The 14,960-nt window shown below is 69.8% G+C and carries 13 protein-coding genes; 8 read left to right on the top strand and 5 right to left on the bottom strand.

What is annotated here, in order from left to right:
• Window position 1: 1 nt before the first annotated feature.
• Complete coding sequence (locus ABEA43_RS36150; RefSeq protein ID WP_345569034.1) at window positions 2-592, bottom strand: cob(I)yrinic acid a,c-diamide adenosyltransferase; 591 nt, start codon at window positions 590-592, stop codon at window positions 2-4.
• 128 nt (window positions 593-720) lie between these two features.
• On the opposite strand from ABEA43_RS36150, the gene ABEA43_RS36145 reads away from it, so the two are divergent.
• The 4 genes from ABEA43_RS36145 (at window position 721) to ABEA43_RS36130 (ending at window position 4,292) form a co-directional block, all read left to right on the top strand.
• Window positions 721-1,617, top strand: a complete 897-nt coding sequence (locus ABEA43_RS36145) for an ABC transporter ATP-binding protein (protein ID WP_345569032.1) — start codon at window positions 721-723, stop codon at window positions 1,615-1,617.
• Entirely contained in the window at window positions 1,614-2,723 is a 1,110-nt protein-coding gene (locus ABEA43_RS36140) for an ABC transporter permease (RefSeq protein WP_345569030.1), read from the top strand. Before ABEA43_RS36145 ends, ABEA43_RS36140 begins: the two co-directional genes overlap by 4 nt.
• On the top strand, window positions 2,724-3,893 hold the full coding sequence (locus ABEA43_RS36135) for a sensor histidine kinase (protein WP_345569029.1): 1,170 nt from the start codon (window positions 2,724-2,726) through the stop codon (window positions 3,891-3,893).
• Between the two features lie 81 nt (window positions 3,894-3,974).
• On the top strand, window positions 3,975-4,292 hold the full coding sequence (locus ABEA43_RS36130) for an STAS domain-containing protein (protein ID WP_345569027.1): 318 nt from the start codon (window positions 3,975-3,977) through the stop codon (window positions 4,290-4,292).
• A 124-nt stretch (window positions 4,293-4,416) separates the two neighbouring features.
• Here ABEA43_RS36130 and ABEA43_RS36125 read toward each other — a convergent pair whose 3' ends face one another.
• The 4 genes from ABEA43_RS36125 to nucS all read right to left on the bottom strand — a co-directional run bounded on the left by ABEA43_RS36125 (window position 4,417) and on the right by nucS (window position 8,799).
• Complete coding sequence (locus ABEA43_RS36125) at window positions 4,417-4,959, bottom strand: TetR/AcrR family transcriptional regulator (RefSeq protein ID WP_345569025.1); 543 nt, start codon at window positions 4,957-4,959, stop codon at window positions 4,417-4,419.
• A 144-nt stretch (window positions 4,960-5,103) separates the two neighbouring features.
• Window positions 5,104-6,576 carry an aldehyde dehydrogenase family protein gene (locus ABEA43_RS36120; RefSeq protein WP_345569023.1) on the bottom strand — a complete coding sequence of 491 codons (1,473 nt, stop codon included), beginning with the start codon at window positions 6,574-6,576 and terminating at the stop codon, window positions 5,104-5,106.
• 54 nt (window positions 6,577-6,630) lie between these two features.
• Window positions 6,631-7,932: a carotenoid oxygenase family protein gene (locus ABEA43_RS36115; RefSeq protein ID WP_345569021.1), complete on the bottom strand. Its 1,302-nt coding sequence runs from the start codon at window positions 7,930-7,932 to the stop codon at window positions 6,631-6,633.
• A 204-nt stretch (window positions 7,933-8,136) separates the two neighbouring features.
• The gene (nucS, locus tag ABEA43_RS36110; RefSeq protein WP_345569019.1) at window positions 8,137-8,799 is read right to left on the bottom strand and encodes an endonuclease NucS; all 663 of its coding nucleotides are present in this window, start codon (window positions 8,797-8,799) and stop codon (window positions 8,137-8,139) included.
• 36 nt (window positions 8,800-8,835) lie between these two features.
• Here nucS and ABEA43_RS36105 point away from each other — a divergent pair, with 36 nt between their 5' ends.
• The 4 genes from ABEA43_RS36105 (at window position 8,836) to ABEA43_RS36090 (ending at window position 14,785) form a co-directional block, all read left to right on the top strand.
• Window positions 8,836-10,284, top strand: a complete 1,449-nt coding sequence (locus ABEA43_RS36105; RefSeq protein WP_345569018.1) for a 3-hydroxybutyryl-CoA dehydrogenase — start codon at window positions 8,836-8,838, stop codon at window positions 10,282-10,284.
• A 65-nt stretch (window positions 10,285-10,349) separates the two neighbouring features.
• Window positions 10,350-10,571 carry an ATP/GTP-binding protein gene (locus tag ABEA43_RS36100; protein WP_345569017.1) on the top strand — a complete coding sequence of 74 codons (222 nt, stop codon included), beginning with the start codon at window positions 10,350-10,352 and terminating at the stop codon, window positions 10,569-10,571.
• Window positions 10,572-10,612: 41 nt separating this feature from the next.
• On the top strand, window positions 10,613-11,317 hold the full coding sequence (locus tag ABEA43_RS36095) for an alpha/beta hydrolase (RefSeq protein WP_345569015.1): 705 nt from the start codon (window positions 10,613-10,615) through the stop codon (window positions 11,315-11,317).
• Between the two features lie 288 nt (window positions 11,318-11,605).
• Window positions 11,606-14,785: a LamG-like jellyroll fold domain-containing protein gene (locus tag ABEA43_RS36090; protein WP_345569013.1), complete on the top strand. Its 3,180-nt coding sequence runs from the start codon at window positions 11,606-11,608 to the stop codon at window positions 14,783-14,785.
• The last annotated feature ends 175 nt before the right edge of the window (window positions 14,786-14,960 follow it).

Here is a 14,960-nt window from a genome sequence, read left to right as displayed (position 1 = left end):
GCTAGCGGGTGCCGCCGGGCTTCCAGAGGATCTCCTGGCCGGCGTGGGCGACCCGGCAGAGGATGAAGAGCAGGTCCGACAGGCGGTTGAGGTATTTCGCCGTCAGGTCGTTCATGTCGTCGTGGGTGTGCAGGGCCGACCAGGTCGTACGCTCCGCGCGCCGGACCACGACCCGGGCCACGTGGAGCGCCGCCGTGGCGGGGTCGCCGCCGGGCAGGATGAAGCTGCGCAGCGGCTTTAGCTCGGCGTTGAAGAGGTCGCACTGCTCTTCGAGCCAGTCGATGTAGGACTGCTCCACGCGCAGCGGCGGGAACTCCGGCTCGGCCACCACGGGAGTGGCCAGGTCGGCCCCGAGGTCGAACAGCTCGTTCTGGACGCGTACGAGCACCGCCACGAGGTCGGCGGACAGCGTCCCGTGCGAGAGTGCGACGCCCAGCTGGGCGTTGGCCTCCTCCACGTCGGCGTAGGCGGCCAGCCGGGGGTCGGTCTTCGAAGCGCGGCTCATGTCGCTCAGCGCTGTGGTGCCGTCGTCGCCCGTGCGGGTGTAGATGCGGGAGAGAACGACCGGCTTGTCCTTGTCGGCGCGCGTCATGGCTTCAGCGTAATGACAAATGTCATCCAGATCGGACGCGGGATCCATATGCGGCCCATGATTTCGGCGACTGGCTGCACGAACCCCGCAAAGGCCACTATTGACCCCATGATGAAGGAGAGGACCTGATGCTCGAGATCAGCGAACTGCGTAAGCGCTTCGCGGGCGGGCCGGACGCCCCAGCCGGGAAGATCGCCCTGGACGGGGTCAGCTTCGCGGTACGTCCTGGTGAGATGTTCGGGTTCGTCGGCGCGAACGGTGCCGGCAAGACGACCACCATGCGCATCGTCATGGGCGTGCTCCAGGCCGACTCCGGTTCGGTGACCTGGCAGGACAGGCAGCTCGGCTACGACGACCGGCGGCGGTTCGGCTACATGCCGGAGGAGCGCGGGCTGTACCAGAAGATGCGGGTCGCCGAGCAGATCGAGTATTTCGGGCGGCTGCACGGGCTGAGCACGACGGCCGCGAAGAAGGCCACGGACGACCTGCTGCAGCGGCTCGGGCTGACCGAGCGCAGAGGTGATGCGGTGCAGGCGCTGTCGCTGGGCAACCAGCAGCGCGTGCAGCTCGCCGTGGCGCTGGTGCACGATCCCGAGGTGCTGGTCCTCGACGAGCCGTTCTCCGGGCTCGACCCCATCGCGGTGGACGCGCTGGCCGAGGCGCTGGAGGAGCGGTGCAGGGGCGGGGTGCCGGTCATCTTCTCCAGCCATCAGCTCGAACTGGTCGAGCGGCTGTGCGACTCCGTCGGCATCGTCTCGGCCGGGCGGATGGTGGCCACCGGCGCGGTGGCCGACCTGCGCGCCGCCGAGGGCAACACGCTGCGCGTGGTGGTGCGCGACCCGTCGCCCGGCTGGGCCGACGGCCTGCCGGGCACGGTCACCGTCTCCGGCGACAGGCACGTCCTGCGCACCTCGGACGGCGACGACCAGGAGATCCTGCGCCGTGCCGTGAAGGCGGGGCACGTCGAGCACTTCGGGGTCGAGCAGCCGACCCTCACCGAGATCTTCAAGGAGGCCGTGGCGTGAACGGACTGATGCTGGTCGCCCGGCGCGAGGTCACGACGCAGGTGCGGACGAAGGCGTTCCTGATCGGCCTGGTCATCACGGCCGTGCTGGTGGCGGTGGTGCCGTTCGCGTCCCAGCTCATGGGCGGGCCGGACTCGTACACGCTGGGCACGGTCAACTCCCAGCAGCTGCCGCTGCAGGGGGCGGCGCCGGACGCCGACTTCGAATGGCGCAGCTTCCCCGACGAGGCCGCCGCCAAGCAGGCGGTGCTGGACGGGGACGTGGACGCGGTCCTCGTCAACGGCACCAAGGTGCTCACGGACGGGGAGATCGACGGCCAGCTCGGCGTCCTGCTGCAGAGCGTCAACCGGGAAGCCAAGCTGGGCGCCGCCGGCGTGTCGATCCCGCCGCTGCAGATGGAGTCCGTCGGCGCGGACACGCGCTACGAGGCGGCGCGCACCGGGATCGCCGTGGTGCTCGTGCTCGTCCTGTTCATGCTGCTCATGGGGCAGGTCATGATGGTCGCGATGGGCGTGGTCGAGGAGAAGGGCAGCAGGATCGTGGAGATCCTGCTCTCCACGCTGCGGCCGTGGCAGCTCCTGGGCGGCAAGATCGTCGGGCTGGGCGCGCTCGGCCTGATCAACCTGGTCACGATCCTCGTCGTCGGCCTGGTCTCGTCCACGGCCTCCGGGCTCGCGTCCGAGTTCCCGCCCGGCATCCCGGGGCTGGTCGCGGCGGTGCTGGTGTGGTTCGTGCTCGGGTACGCCTTCTTCGCCACACTGGCGGCCGCCTTCGGCTCGCTGGTCTCGCGGCAGGAGGAGGTGAGCAGCGTGATGACGCCCCTGACCATGCTCATCATGATCACCTACTTCGTGGCCTTCTACGCCACCAACGACGCGACGGGGACGCTGGCCACGGTCATGTCGTACATCCCGCCGTTCTCCGCGATGGTCATGCCGGTCAGGATGGCGGCAGCCGAGATCCCGCTGTGGCAGGTCGGGGCGTCGATGGTGGCGATGGTCGCGGCCGTGCTCGTGGTGCTGGCCTTCGGCGCCAAGGTCTACGAACGTGCCGTGCTGCGGACGGGTGCCCGGCTCAAGCTCGGCGACGTGCTGCGCGCCAAGTAGATGGACCCGGTCAAGCGGGCCAGGCTGCTCACCCGCGCGCTGCTCAACTCGGCGCTGCTGGTGATGTGGTTCCTCGTGGCCGCCTGGTTCGTGATCGTGATCGGCGAGGGAGAGGTGTACTGGCCGCTCGGGGCGCTCGCGCTGATCGCGGCCGGCTGCTTCACCTGGCTCTACGTGCGGATCGTGAACGCCGTGATCGAGCGCCGGTACCCCACCAGGGAGATGGTGTGGGCCGGCGCTCTGGCCTTCCTCGCGGCAGGTGCGGGCGGGGGCGAGCCCATCGGCACGGGACTCGTGCCCGTGGTCTGGGCGTCCATCGCGGTGGTGGGCACGTCGCGGCGGACCGCCGTGCTCCTTTCGGCCTCGACGTTCGCCGGTTGCGTCGGGGTGGGCGCGCTGGGCCTGGCCACGGGGACCGCCGCCATCACCGACGGCGATCGGTTCTTCCTCGCCTCGCTGCTGATCCAGGCCGTCGTGTACGCGCTCTTCTGCATGACGATGCCGCCGACCAACCGCCTGTGGGCCTGGATCTGGATGCTGGCCGTACAGGCTTATGAGGGGCGGGCGGCGCACACGCGGCTGGCGCTGGCCGAGGAGCGGCTGCGGTTCGCCAGGGACCTGCACGACCTCGTGGGGCACCAGCTCTCCGCCATCGCCGTCAAGACCGAGCTGGCGGTACGGATGTCGGACGTGGACACGAAGGCGGCCAAGGCCGAGATGTCCGAGGTCAACGCGCTGACCAGGAAGGCGCTGCGGGAGCTGCGGCAGGCCGTGCGCGGCTATCGCGAGCTTGACTTGGCGGCTGAGCTGGATAGCGTGAAAGGAGTGCTCGAAGCGGCCGGCGTCCGTTGCGAGGTGCATCTGCCCTATCGCGACCTCCCCCAGGAGATGGCGCCCGTGTTCGCCTACGCGGTGCGCGAGGCGGTCACCAACGTGCTCAAGCACAGTGACGCGACCTCCTGCGACATCACGCTTCGCTTCACCGGGAAGCAGGCTGAGCTGCGCGTCGTCAACGACGGGGTGGCCCGGCGGCAGGCCGCCGACCTGGGGTCCGGCCTGGCCGGCATGCGAGAGCGGCTGGCCGCCGTGGGGGGCATGGTCGACGCCCGTCCGACCGCGGATGGGCAGTTCATTCTCAGCGCAGTCGTGTCACTCCCGATAGGTGGGTAGGGATGACATGCGGGGGGTTTACCTCGGCAAGCGCTATGCGCAGAGGTATGACTACGCTGTGTGCGTAACTGAGGAGGTGGCATGCGCGTCCGGGGCAATCCGAGGGCCCAGGTGGTGCGGATAGGCGCCCGGCTGGACGCCGGAACGTCCGCCGGAGTGCGCGAGCGGCTGCACAAGGCTCTCGACTCAGGCGAAGGCGACCTCATCCTGGATCTCTCCAAGCTGGAGATGATCGACGCCACCGGTCTCGGGGTGCTCGTGGGCTCGCATCGGCGCGCGATCAGCGTGCAACGCCGCCTCGTTCTTCGGGGGGTGCCACCGCGGATCATGCGGATTCTCGCCGTGACCCGGCTGAATCGGGTCCTGCACGTAGAGGTTCCGGCGGCCGCGGTGGCCTGATGACATATCGGGGCGGGCGACGATCAGCCGTTGCCCGCTCTTTCCCGACTTAGACAAAATGTAGATTTCGGTTGTCCGGCGGAGTACTGAAAACTGCCGGTGAATGGCCGTCGATTATCCGCGATCAGCCCGCGCCGAGGCTCCTGATGAAGATGTGCACCGCGACGTCCACGAGTTGGTCGATCTCCGGTTGATCGTCGGAGAGTAGCCATTCGATGAGGAGCTCTTGTAGTGCTCCAATTACACCGAGTGCTACCAGCCGCCGATTCAACGGGGCGGCCTGCGGGAAATCCGCTGAGGCGTCCTCGATGAGTCGCGCGAACGCGTCCACCGCGCGCTGCCGCGACAGCGTCAGGACATCGCCTGATCTGCGGACCTCCACATGCATGATGCGAGCACGGCGCCAGTCCGCCGTGGTGAACTCGATATAGGCGCGAATCCCCGCTTTGACTCTGTCGTCAAGCGTGTTAGGCGCCTCCTGTAACGCTTTGGCCACGACCGCCAGGCTTTCCTCCACGCAGCGCTCGTGCAGCGCCTGGAGGAGCTCCTCGCGGCCGCCGAAACATTCGTAGAAGGCGCGGTTGGAGATCCTGGCCTCCGAGCACAGCCTTTCGATGGTCGTCGCCGTGAAACCCGGCTTCGCGTATAGCGTGTAGGCGGCCGTCATCAGCCGCTCCCGTCTGTCTGCCAGCCTTTGCTCAGCCGACATTCCCCGGTAAGACCGGTTCACATTCCACCCGTCCAACATGATCGTGGCCCCCAGAGCACACAATTATGGACGGATGATCGGTTTTGGGAAAGGGTGCGAAGATTATCTCTTACGTCGCCCGTGCAAGAACGTGACAAGTCTGATCAGCCGCTCAAGCTCTTCAGGGCCCCGGGTGAACGAAGTCAGGTTCATCCCGGGCAACGCGAAGCGCTGTCGTGAGATGGCCTTGGGCCTGGCGAACTCGCGTAGACCGTCGGCTCCGTGAATCCTGCCGAACCCGGAATCGCCTACTCCGCCGAACGGCAGCGCCGGGACGCCGGCGAAGGAAATGACGGAGTTGATGGCGGTCATCCCGGTACGCATCATGCGGGCCAGCTCGGTCGCCCTGCGCCTGTCGCGCGCGAAGATCGTGCCGCCCAGCCCGTACGCGGAGGCGTTGGCCAGCTCCAGTGCCTCCTGCGCGTCGCGCGTGCGGCGCACGGTGATGGTCGGCCCGAACGTCTCCTCGCGCACCGACGGGGAGTCTTCCGGCACGTCCTCGACGATCACCGGATCCACGTACGCCCCCCGCACGGAATCCGGCCCGCCGGTCACCACCCTGCCCGACTTGGTGGCGTCGTCGATGTGCCGCTTGATGATGTCGACCTGGCCGGGCATCGTGATCGGGCCGTAGTCCTCGCCCGCCTTCACCTTGGTCACACGCTCGGACAGCTCGCGCATGAAAGTTTCATAGACGGAGTCGACGACGTAGACGCGCTCGACGCCCGCGCAGGTCTGCCCGGCGTTGGACATCGCGCCCCAGAGGCAGGCGTCGGCGGCGGCCTGGAGATCGGCGTCGGCGTCCACGATGAACGCGTCCTTGCCGCCGCACTCGGCCACGAGCGGGGTGAGGTTCTCGGCGCAGGCCGCCATGACGCGCTTGGCGGTGGCGGTCGAGCCGGTGAAGGCCACCTTCCGCACCCGCGGGTCGGCCGCCAGCGCCGCGCCCGTCTCGCCGAGCCCCGTCACGGTCTGGAACACCGGCTGCTCGGGCACCGACTCCTTGAACAGCTCCGCCAGCCGCACCCCGACGCCGGGGGTGAGCTCGCTCGGCTTGAACACGATGGCGTTGCCCGCGGCCAGCGCGTACGCGATGGAGCCCATGGGGGTGAAGACCGGGTAGTTCCACGGGCCGATGACGGCGACCACGCCGAGCGGGAGGTATTCGAGCGTGGCGGCAAGGTTGACGCCGATCATGCCGGTCGAGACGCGGCGGCGGCCGAGGACCTTCGCCGCGTTGCGTGCTGCCCAGTCGAGGTGGTTGACGGCCAGCACGATCTCCAGCGCGGCGTCGCCCGCGGGCTTGCCGGTCTCCTCCTGGACCAGGCCGGCCAGCTCCCTGAGGTGCTGGGTCAGTACGGCCTTGTAGTCGAGCAGGCGCGTCCTGCGCTCGGCGGGGGCGAGCGCCGCCCACCAGGCGGCGGCCTGCTCGGCCCGGCCCACGGCCTCGTGGACGGCGTCCGCGGTGTGTTTGGGGTGACTGCCGACGATCGCGCCGGTAGCCGGGTTGAGTGAATCGAACGTCAGCGTCGTCATGGCGCCACGATAAACCGGTAAGCCATCGCTTACTAGGGTGCGACGCCCGTGTGCTCAGTCGTCCGCGAGCCAGGATCCGTGGAAGCCCGCGGGGACGCGGCGGGGCAGCCGTACGGAGGCCACGTCCGACAGGTCGCGCGCGTCGAGCACCAGCAGCTCGGAGGAGTCGCCCGAGGTCACGACGGACAGCAGCCAGCCCTCGTCCTCGCCGGCGCCGCCCGCCGCGGGCACGAAGACCGCCTCCCCGGTGTCGCCTCCCGTCTTCCTCGTCAGAGCGGCGCCGTCGCGCTGGTCGTACTTGACCACCGCGTCGTCCCCCACGGTGTAGAGGTAGCGGCTCTCCCGCCCGAGCAGGTCCTCGTTGAACGTGGGGAACTCGACGCCGCGGTCGTCCAGCGGCTCCTCCTTGACGGCCCCGGACGCCGGGTCGAGCGTCCACCGGTGCAGCACGGCGTCACCGGACGCGGCGGCCTGCCTGGCGGGGTCCGTGGAGCCGCTGATCTGGCCCCAGGCGGAGGTGAAGGCGCCACGGGTGTACCGGGCCGCGTTGAGGACGATGCGCCCGTGAGCGTCCTCCCAGGCGTTCCCGACATGGAAGACATAGCAGGGGTCGATGTCGAACCACCGGGTCGGCCCGCCGGCCCTGGGCGTCACGCCGATCCGCGCGCCGTAGCCGTCCTCCCAGTCGTACGGCATGCCCCCGCGTGCCAGGTCGAACACCACGGGCAGGTCCAGCCAGACCAGGTGGTGCTCGGTGACGGCGAAGTCGTGCATCATCGTCGACCCCGGCACCTCGATCTCCCTGCTCTCGACCAGCTCGCCGGCCGCCGACAACCGGTGGTAGGTGAGAAAGGGCGGGAGGAACCCGTAGCCGAAGAAGTGCAGCTCGCCGGTGACGGGGTCCTGCTTGGGGTGGGCGGTCATGGCGGTGGTCAGCCGACCGCCGAAGTCGCAGGGGCCCACGGTCTCCAGCTCCGGCGTCACCTCGTAGGGGAAGCCGTTCTCGACCAGGGCGAGGATCCGCCCGGAGTGCCGGATCACGTGCGTGTTGGCGGAGACGGCGCTGTGGTCGACCCCGGTCTCGCCGACGAACGGCGCGGACTCGGTGAACATCCTGGTGCGCACCCACCGGTTCCGGTACCACTCGGCGCGGCCGTCGCGCAGCCGCACGCCGTGCAGCATCCCGTGGCCGCCGAACCAGTGGCCGGGGTCCTCTCCTGGGCGCGGGTTGGGCCCGTTGCGGAAGTAGCGCCCGAACAGCTCGGGCGGCAGCGCGCCGGTGACGGGCAGGTCGTGGGCTTCGATCTCGTCGGGAACGGGGGCCAGGTAGCCGGTGAGGTAGTCGGGCAGGGTCATGGGAGACGCTCCAATCGTGATAGGTCTAAACTAGAACGTTCACGGTAGACCTGTCAATAGTGGAATGTCGGGGCATGGGTCACCACGGAGCTGCGTAACCTGGCGCTTCGTAACGGCGAACGGCCGCTGACGGGTCAGCGGCCGTTTTCCTGGAAGGTCACCAGCCCCGTGCGGGGGGTGGCTGACCTGGAGACACGTACAGGATCAGAAAAGGGTGGGATTTTCCGGCTCGATGCCGCGGAGAGCGGCGTAGTCGAGGGTGACGCAGTCGATGCCGCGGTCGGCGGCCAGCACGCGCGCCTGCGGCTTGATCTCCTGCGCCGCGAATACCCCGCGCACCGGCGTCAGCAGCGGGTCGCGGTTGAGCAGCTCCAGATAACGCGTCAGCTGCTCCACCCCGTCGATCTCGCCGCGGCGCTTGATCTCCACCGCCACGGTCGCCCCCACCCCGTCGCGGCACAGGATGTCGACCGGCCCGATCGCCGTCATGTATTCGCGGCGGATCAGCGAATAGCCGGCCCCCAGCGTCGTGATGTGCTCGGCGAGCAGCTCCTGCAGGTGGGCCTCCACCCCGTCCTTGATCAGCCCGGGGTCCACGCCCAGCTCGTGGCTGGAGTCATGGAGGATCTCCGCCATCGTCAGGACCAGCTTCTCGCCGGTCTTGCCGTGGGTGACCGTCCAGGTCTCGCCGTCCTCCTTGAGCTTGCACGGCGGGTTCATCCAGTTGAGCGGCTTGAACGCGCGGTCGTCCGCGTGGATGCTCACGCTGCCGTCCGCCTTGATCAGCACAAGCCTCGGCGCCATCGGCAGATGCGCCGTGAGCCGTCCGATGTAATCCACGCTGCATCGCGCGATGACCAGCCGCATGACGCCCAACCTTAGCGGCTCTGGAAAACTGGACGCATGGCGTTTGAACGGGTGGGAGTGGTCGGGCTCGGCACGATGGGTGCCGGGATCGCCGAGGTCTTCGCGCGGGCCGGGCTGCGGGTGATCGGAGTCGAGGCCGATGCCGAGGCGCTGGCCAGGGGGCGCGGGCATCTAGAGCGCTCCACCGGCAGAGCGGTCGACAGGGGCAGGCTGACCCGCGAGCGGCAGGCCGAGATACTCGGCCGCGTCACGCTGACCACCTCGCGCGAAGACCTGCGCGACGCGGACCTGGTGATCGAGGCGAGCCCGGAGATCCTGCGCTACAAGGTCTCGCTGTTCGAGGAGCTCGACCGGATCTGCAAGCCGGAGACCGTGCTGGCGACCAACACCTCCTCGCTGCCGGTCACCGCCATCGCGGCCGCCACCGGGCGTCCCGGGCGGGTGGTCGGGATGCACTTCTTCAACCCCGCGCCGGTGATGAAGCTGGTCGAGGTCGTCGGGACGGTGGTGACGGCGCCGGGCGTGGTGTCCGGCATCGCGGAGCTGGCGGGCCGGCTGGGCAAGACGGCCGTGGCGGTGGGCGACCGGGCGGGGTTCGTGGTCAACCGGCTGCTGCTGCCCTATCTCAACCACGCCGCCGTGCTGGTCGACCAGGGCATGGCCGGGCGCGACGACATCGACGCCGCGATGAAGCTCGGCGTCGGGCTGCCGATGGGGCCGTTCACGCTGCTCGACCTGATCGGCCTCGACACCGCGTACGAGGTCATGGGGGTGCTGTTCGACGAGACGCGCGACCGGCGGCACGCGCCCGCGCCACTGCTGCGCGAGCTGGTCACCGCCGGGCTGCTCGGCCGCAAGTCCGGGCGCGGCTTCTACGGCGATGAGGCGCAGGAGGAGCAGCGGCCGATGTCGGGGGCGGTCACGTTCGACGTCGCGGGCCCGGGGTCGGAGGAGCTCGCCGGGCGGCTGCGGGCCGCCGGGTTCAAGCCGTCCGATGATCCCGGCGTCGTGCTGCGCCCGACGGACCGGCCGGTGATCGAGCACGCCGTACGCCTCCAGGACCCCTCCAGGATGGTCGGCGTCCACCTCGTCGGCGACCGGGTGGCTGAGCTGGCCGCCACCGCGCTGACCTCGGACGCCGCCGCCAGAGCCGCCCGTGACCTGATGAAGGTGGCCGGCCTGACCCCGGTCCCGTGCAAGGACAGGGCGGGCTTCGTGGTGGACGCGCTGCTGTTCCCCTACCTCAACGACGCCGTCAGGATGTACGAGTCCGGCTACGCCTCGATCGACGACATCGACGCGGCCATGCGCCTGGGCTGCGGCTACCCGTCGGGCCCCTTCGAGATGCTGGAGTCCCTGGGGCTCGCCCGGGTCAGAGACGGCCTGCGAGCGCTCTACGCCGAGCACCGGGAGCCCTCCTACGCCCCTGCACCCCTACTGGACCAGCTCGTCACGGCCGGCCTGAGCGCTTTCCCCCGCGGATGAGCCCCCGCCGCGCCCGCCGGAGGGAGTCCTCCCGCCCTTTCGGCTTTCCGACCAGCCTGGACAAGGTGGAGGAATGGCCGGACGGCGAGTGGAAAGTCCGCATGCTCAACGGCTCCTCCTCGACGAAGAACTACCGGTGCCCAGGCTGCGACCAGGAGATCCGCGGCGGTCAGCCGCACCTCGTGGCCTGGCCCAACTGGACGGGCGGCGACGAGGAGCGCCGCCACTGGCACACCGCCTGCTGGCGTAAGAGACTCGACCGCGGCCCCGGCCGCAGCCGCTACTGACGGCCGTGGCGCACGCCGCGGCGGCAACTGAAGGGATCCCTGTGGAGATTCGCGCGGCCACGGTGCTGCCCGCCCGGCGAGAGCCGATCGAGCTGCACACGGGCGACGGCCTGACCCTGGTCGGCGAGCTGGCCCTGCCCCTCGACCGGCCCCCCGTGGCGACGCTGGTGACGCTCCACCCGCTGCCCACCCACGGCGGCTTCATGGACAGCCACGTCTACAAGAAGGCGGCCAACCGCCTGCCCGCGCTGGCCGACCTGGCGGTGCTGCGCTTCAACACCCGCGGCACGTCCTCGGAGCGCGGCACCTCGGAGGGCGCGTTCGACGGGGGAGAGGGCGAGCGGTTCGACGTCGCCGCGGCGCTTGAATACGCCGAATACCACGATCTGCCGCACGTCTGGGCCGTCGGCTGGTCGTTCGGCACCGAGCTGACGCTGAAGTGGGCGCACGATCCTCTTGTGGAGGGCGCGATCCTGCTCTCGCCGCCGCTGCACCGGGCCACCGACGACGACCTGGACGCCTGGACGCGGTTCGGGCGGCCGCTGGTGGCGCTGGTGCCCGAGTTCGACGACTACCTGCGGCCGGAGGAGGCCCGCGCGCGCTTCTCGCGAGTGCCGCAGGCCGAGGTCATCGGGGTGGACGGGGCCAAGCACCTGTGGGTGGGCGAGCCGTACGTGCGCATCGCGCTCAACGAGATCGTCAAGCGGGTCAACCCGGCCGCCCATCCGTTGCCGGTCGAGGTCTGAGGTGGGACGACCTACTGGTCTGACGGATATTTTTGGACTTGTCAGGTTTATGAAGGAAACTTTGAGCAGAATGACCAAAACCTGGACGCGGGCACTGACGCGGGTGAGAATCCGATCGTCAACCGAAGATCGTGGAGACGCCGGGTACGTCCCGTCCCGCGCGTAACCCCTGCTCACCATGGGCGAGGATCGATGCGGGTAGTGCGTGGGTTGGTCGCGGCAGTGTTGGCGTTATCGATCTCGGCGGTGCCTGATACGGCAACCGCCGAGCCCGAGCCGGTGACACCAGTGAAAACGACGGTACAAAGGGCGGCTCCACCTGAGGAGAGCGCCATCGCGCAGGCCCGCTCAGCCGGTCAGCCGGTCGAGGTCGAGTCCCTGCGCAGCGAGACCCGCCAGGTCTTCGCCAAGCCCGACGGCGCGCTGACCATGGAGCAGTACGTCCGCCCGGTGCGCGTACGCCAGGGCGACCGCTGGGTCCCCGTGGACACCACCCTGCGCCTGCGCCCCGACGGCGCGGTCGAGCCCGTCGCCGCGGCGGTCGGCCTGGCCTTCTCCGGCGGCGGCAGCGCCCCGCTGGCCCGCCTGGCGCGCGGCAGCAAGACCCTCGAACTCGGCTGGACCGGCACCCTGCCCAAGCCCACGCTGAACGGCGACACCGCCACCTACGCCGAGGTCATGCCCGGCGTGGACCTCCAGGTCACCGCGGACGTGGACGGCTTCTCCCACCTCCTGGTGGTCAAGTCGCGGGCCGCCGCGCTCAACAGCGCGCTGAGCGAGCTGACGTTCCCGCTCTCGGCCACCGGCCTGTCGCTGGAGTCGGACAAGGCGGGCAACCTGGAAGCCGTCGACGACAACGGCGGCACGATCTTCATCGCGCCGACCCCGACGATGTGGGACTCCGAGGGCGCCCCGAGCCGGCAGGCGGTCAAGGAAGGCCGCGCGCCCGAGGCCCGCCAGGCCCAGATGGGCGTGGAGCTGACCGGCAGGACGCTGCGCCTGCGGCCGGACAGGAAGATGCTGTCCGACCCGAAGACGCGCTTCCCCGTCTACCTGGACCCGTACTTCTCGGCCGCGCGCGGCGCGTGGACGGCCGTCTGGAGCAACTGGCCCAACTCCAACTACCTCAACTCCAGCGACGTCGCCAGGGCGGGCCACGTCAACTCGCAGACCAACCGCTCGTTCTTCCAGATGAACACCGGCACGACGATCCACGGCAAGCAGATCATCAAGGGCACGCTGCGCATGTACGAGACGTGGTCGTACTCGTGCAGCGCCCGCAAGGTCGAGGCCTGGGCGACGAACACGATCAGCAAGACCACCACCTGGGCCAAGCAGCCCACCTGGGTCACGAAGCTGTCCACGGTCAACGTGGCCAAGGGCTGGGGCGCGTCCTGCCTGCCCGGCGGCGTCGAGTTCGACGTCACCCCGCAGGTCGTGAACGCGGCCGCCAACAAGTGGGCGAACATCACCATCGGCATCCGGGCCACGAGCGAGACCGACGTGTACGCCTGGAAGAAGTTCAAGAACAACCCGAGCCTGGTCATCGAGTACAACTCGCTGCCCGCCGACCCCGTGGCCGCCGACGCCTGGTCCGACCCGGGCGGCCCCTGCGTCTCCGGCGACGGCCGGCCGGTCATCAGCACCGCCACGCCGAAGCTGTGGGCCAAGCTGAAGGACGCCGACAACTCGGTCAAGGGCCGCTTCGAGTGGTACAACGCGGCCGGCACCAAGACCGGTGAGTACGTCACCGCCCTCGGCTCGACCGGCACCGCCTTCTACGCGACGATCCCGCTGAGCCTCTACGCCGACGGCGCGCTGATCCGCTGGCGGGTCCGCGGCGAGGACGGCAAGGCCAACAGCGCGTGGAGCCCCTGGTGCGAGGCCACCGTGGACGCCACGGCCCCGGGCAGGGAGCCGATCGTCACCTCGCCCCAGTTCACCGAGAACGGCTGGAGCGACGGCGTCGGCCTGGCGGGCTCGTTCACGTTCGACCCCAACGGCATCACCGACGTGGCCGCCTACGTCTACGGGCTGGACACCACGCCCAAGACCGAGGTGGCCCCCGGCACGGACGGCAAGGCCACGATCCAGCTCACTCCGCGCCACGACGGCCCCAACGTCCTGTCGGTGCGCAGCAGGGACCGCGCGGGCCAGCTCGGCCCGATCCGCACCTACGTCTTCAACGTCAACTCCGGCCGCACCGCCGCCGGCCACTGGGCACTGGACGAGGGCCAGGGCACGGTCGGCGCCGACAGCGCCGGCACCCACCCCGCGACCCTGTACGGGGCCACCTGGACGAGCGGCAAGACCGGCACGGGCCTGCGCCTGGCCAACACCTACGCGCAGACCACCGGCCCCGCCGCCGACACCAGCCGCAACTTCACCGTCACCACGTGGGCCCGCCTGACCGGCACGACCGCCTCCGCCACCGCCGTCACCCAGGAGGGCGGCAGGACGGGAGCCTTCGCCCTGCAGTACTTCAAGACCGACGGCCGCTGGGCGCTGGCCGTGACGGGCTCGGACGCGGACGGCGCGACGTCGGTGCGCGCCCTGTCCGCGGCCGCTCCGAGGCTGAACGAATGGACCCACCTGACCGGCGTCTACGACTCCGCGGCCGGCCAGATCTCGCTCTACGTGAACGGCAAGCTGGAAGGCACGGCCGCCGTCACGGCTCCATGGAAGGCCACAGGCCCCCTGACCATCGGCCGAGGGAAGGTCAACGGGGCGGCTTCGGATTACTGGCCCGGGGACGTCGACGAGGTGCGGGTGTACGGCCGCGCCATGTTCGCCGACGAGGTAGCCGATCTGGTCAACAGCGCTGCCACGCTGGTGGGCCACTGGACGCTGGACGAAGAGTCCGGCACGTCGGCCGCCGACTCCTCGGGCCGGGCGACCGCCGCGACGCTGTCCGGAGCCGCCTCGTGGACATCGGGCTGGCTGGACGGCGCGCTCGCGCTCGACGGCGTCAACGGCTACGCCCAGACCACCGCGCCCGTGCTCAACACCCAGTCGGGCTTCACCGTGAGCGCCTGGACCCAGCTCGACTACCTGCCCACCGCGGACACCTCCGCCGTCGCCCAGCCGGGCACCCGCGCGGCCGGTTTCCAGCTCGGCTTCGACAAGGCACAGGGGCGCTGGGTCCTCGGCATGGCCGCCGCGGACACCGACGCCGCCGCCCTCGTACGCACCCGATCCGATGCCATTCCCGCGCCGCTGGAGTGGACGCACGTGGCCGGGGTCTACGACCCGCTGGCCGGCGAGCTCCGCGTCTACGTCAACGGCCGGCTGTCCACCACCACCGTCACCCCGCACGTCAGCGCGTGGAAGGCCACCGGCGCGCTGCAACTGGGCCGGACCAAGACCGCCGGCGTCTTCACCGGCTACTGGCCGGGAACCGTGGACGACGTCCGCACCTATGACGGCGTCCTGAGTGCCGAGCAGATCGCCCAACTAGCCGCTCAATAAACCCACCAAGTGTCCCAGTAACCGTCCCGTTAGCACCCCCGACTGGGAGAGGTCATGGACCTGCCGAGTGAGTTAGACCTGCCCGAATCCCGCTGGAACCGTTCCCAAGTTCCCGACGAACCAGACATTCCAGACTCCCGCTGGAATCTCCTCCAGGATTTCAAGCCCGAGTCTC

The sequence above is a fragment of the Nonomuraea rosea genome (genome assembly GCF_039539705.1).
In the GTDB taxonomy this organism is placed as follows: domain Bacteria; phylum Actinomycetota; class Actinomycetes; order Streptosporangiales; family Streptosporangiaceae; genus Nonomuraea; species Nonomuraea rosea.
This window is presented reverse-complemented; position numbering and strand designations above follow the sequence as displayed.

What these genes read in the sequence shown, in the direction of transcription:
- ABEA43_RS36150 (WP_345569034.1), bottom strand. Translation starts at nt 592, where the DNA reads ATGACGCGCGCCGACAAGGACAAGCCGGTCGTTCTCTCCCGCATCTAC.
- ABEA43_RS36145 (WP_345569032.1), top strand. Translation starts at nt 721, where the DNA reads ATGCTCGAGATCAGCGAACTGCGTAAGCGCTTCGCGGGCGGGCCGGAC.
- ABEA43_RS36135 (WP_345569029.1), top strand. Translation starts at nt 2,724, where the DNA reads ATGGACCCGGTCAAGCGGGCCAGGCTGCTCACCCGCGCGCTGCTCAAC.
- ABEA43_RS36130 (WP_345569027.1), top strand. Translation starts at nt 3,975, where the DNA reads ATGCGCGTCCGGGGCAATCCGAGGGCCCAGGTGGTGCGGATAGGCGCC.
- ABEA43_RS36125 (WP_345569025.1), bottom strand. Translation starts at nt 4,959, where the DNA reads ATGACGGCCGCCTACACGCTATACGCGAAGCCGGGTTTCACGGCGACG.
- ABEA43_RS36120 (WP_345569023.1), bottom strand. Translation starts at nt 6,576, where the DNA reads ATGACGACGCTGACGTTCGATTCACTCAACCCGGCTACCGGCGCGATC.
- ABEA43_RS36115 (WP_345569021.1), bottom strand. Translation starts at nt 7,932, where the DNA reads ATGACCCTGCCCGACTACCTCACCGGCTACCTGGCCCCCGTTCCCGAC.
- nucS (WP_345569019.1), bottom strand. Translation starts at nt 8,799, where the DNA reads ATGCGGCTGGTCATCGCGCGATGCAGCGTGGATTACATCGGACGGCTC.
- ABEA43_RS36105 (WP_345569018.1), top strand. Translation starts at nt 8,836, where the DNA reads ATGGCGTTTGAACGGGTGGGAGTGGTCGGGCTCGGCACGATGGGTGCC.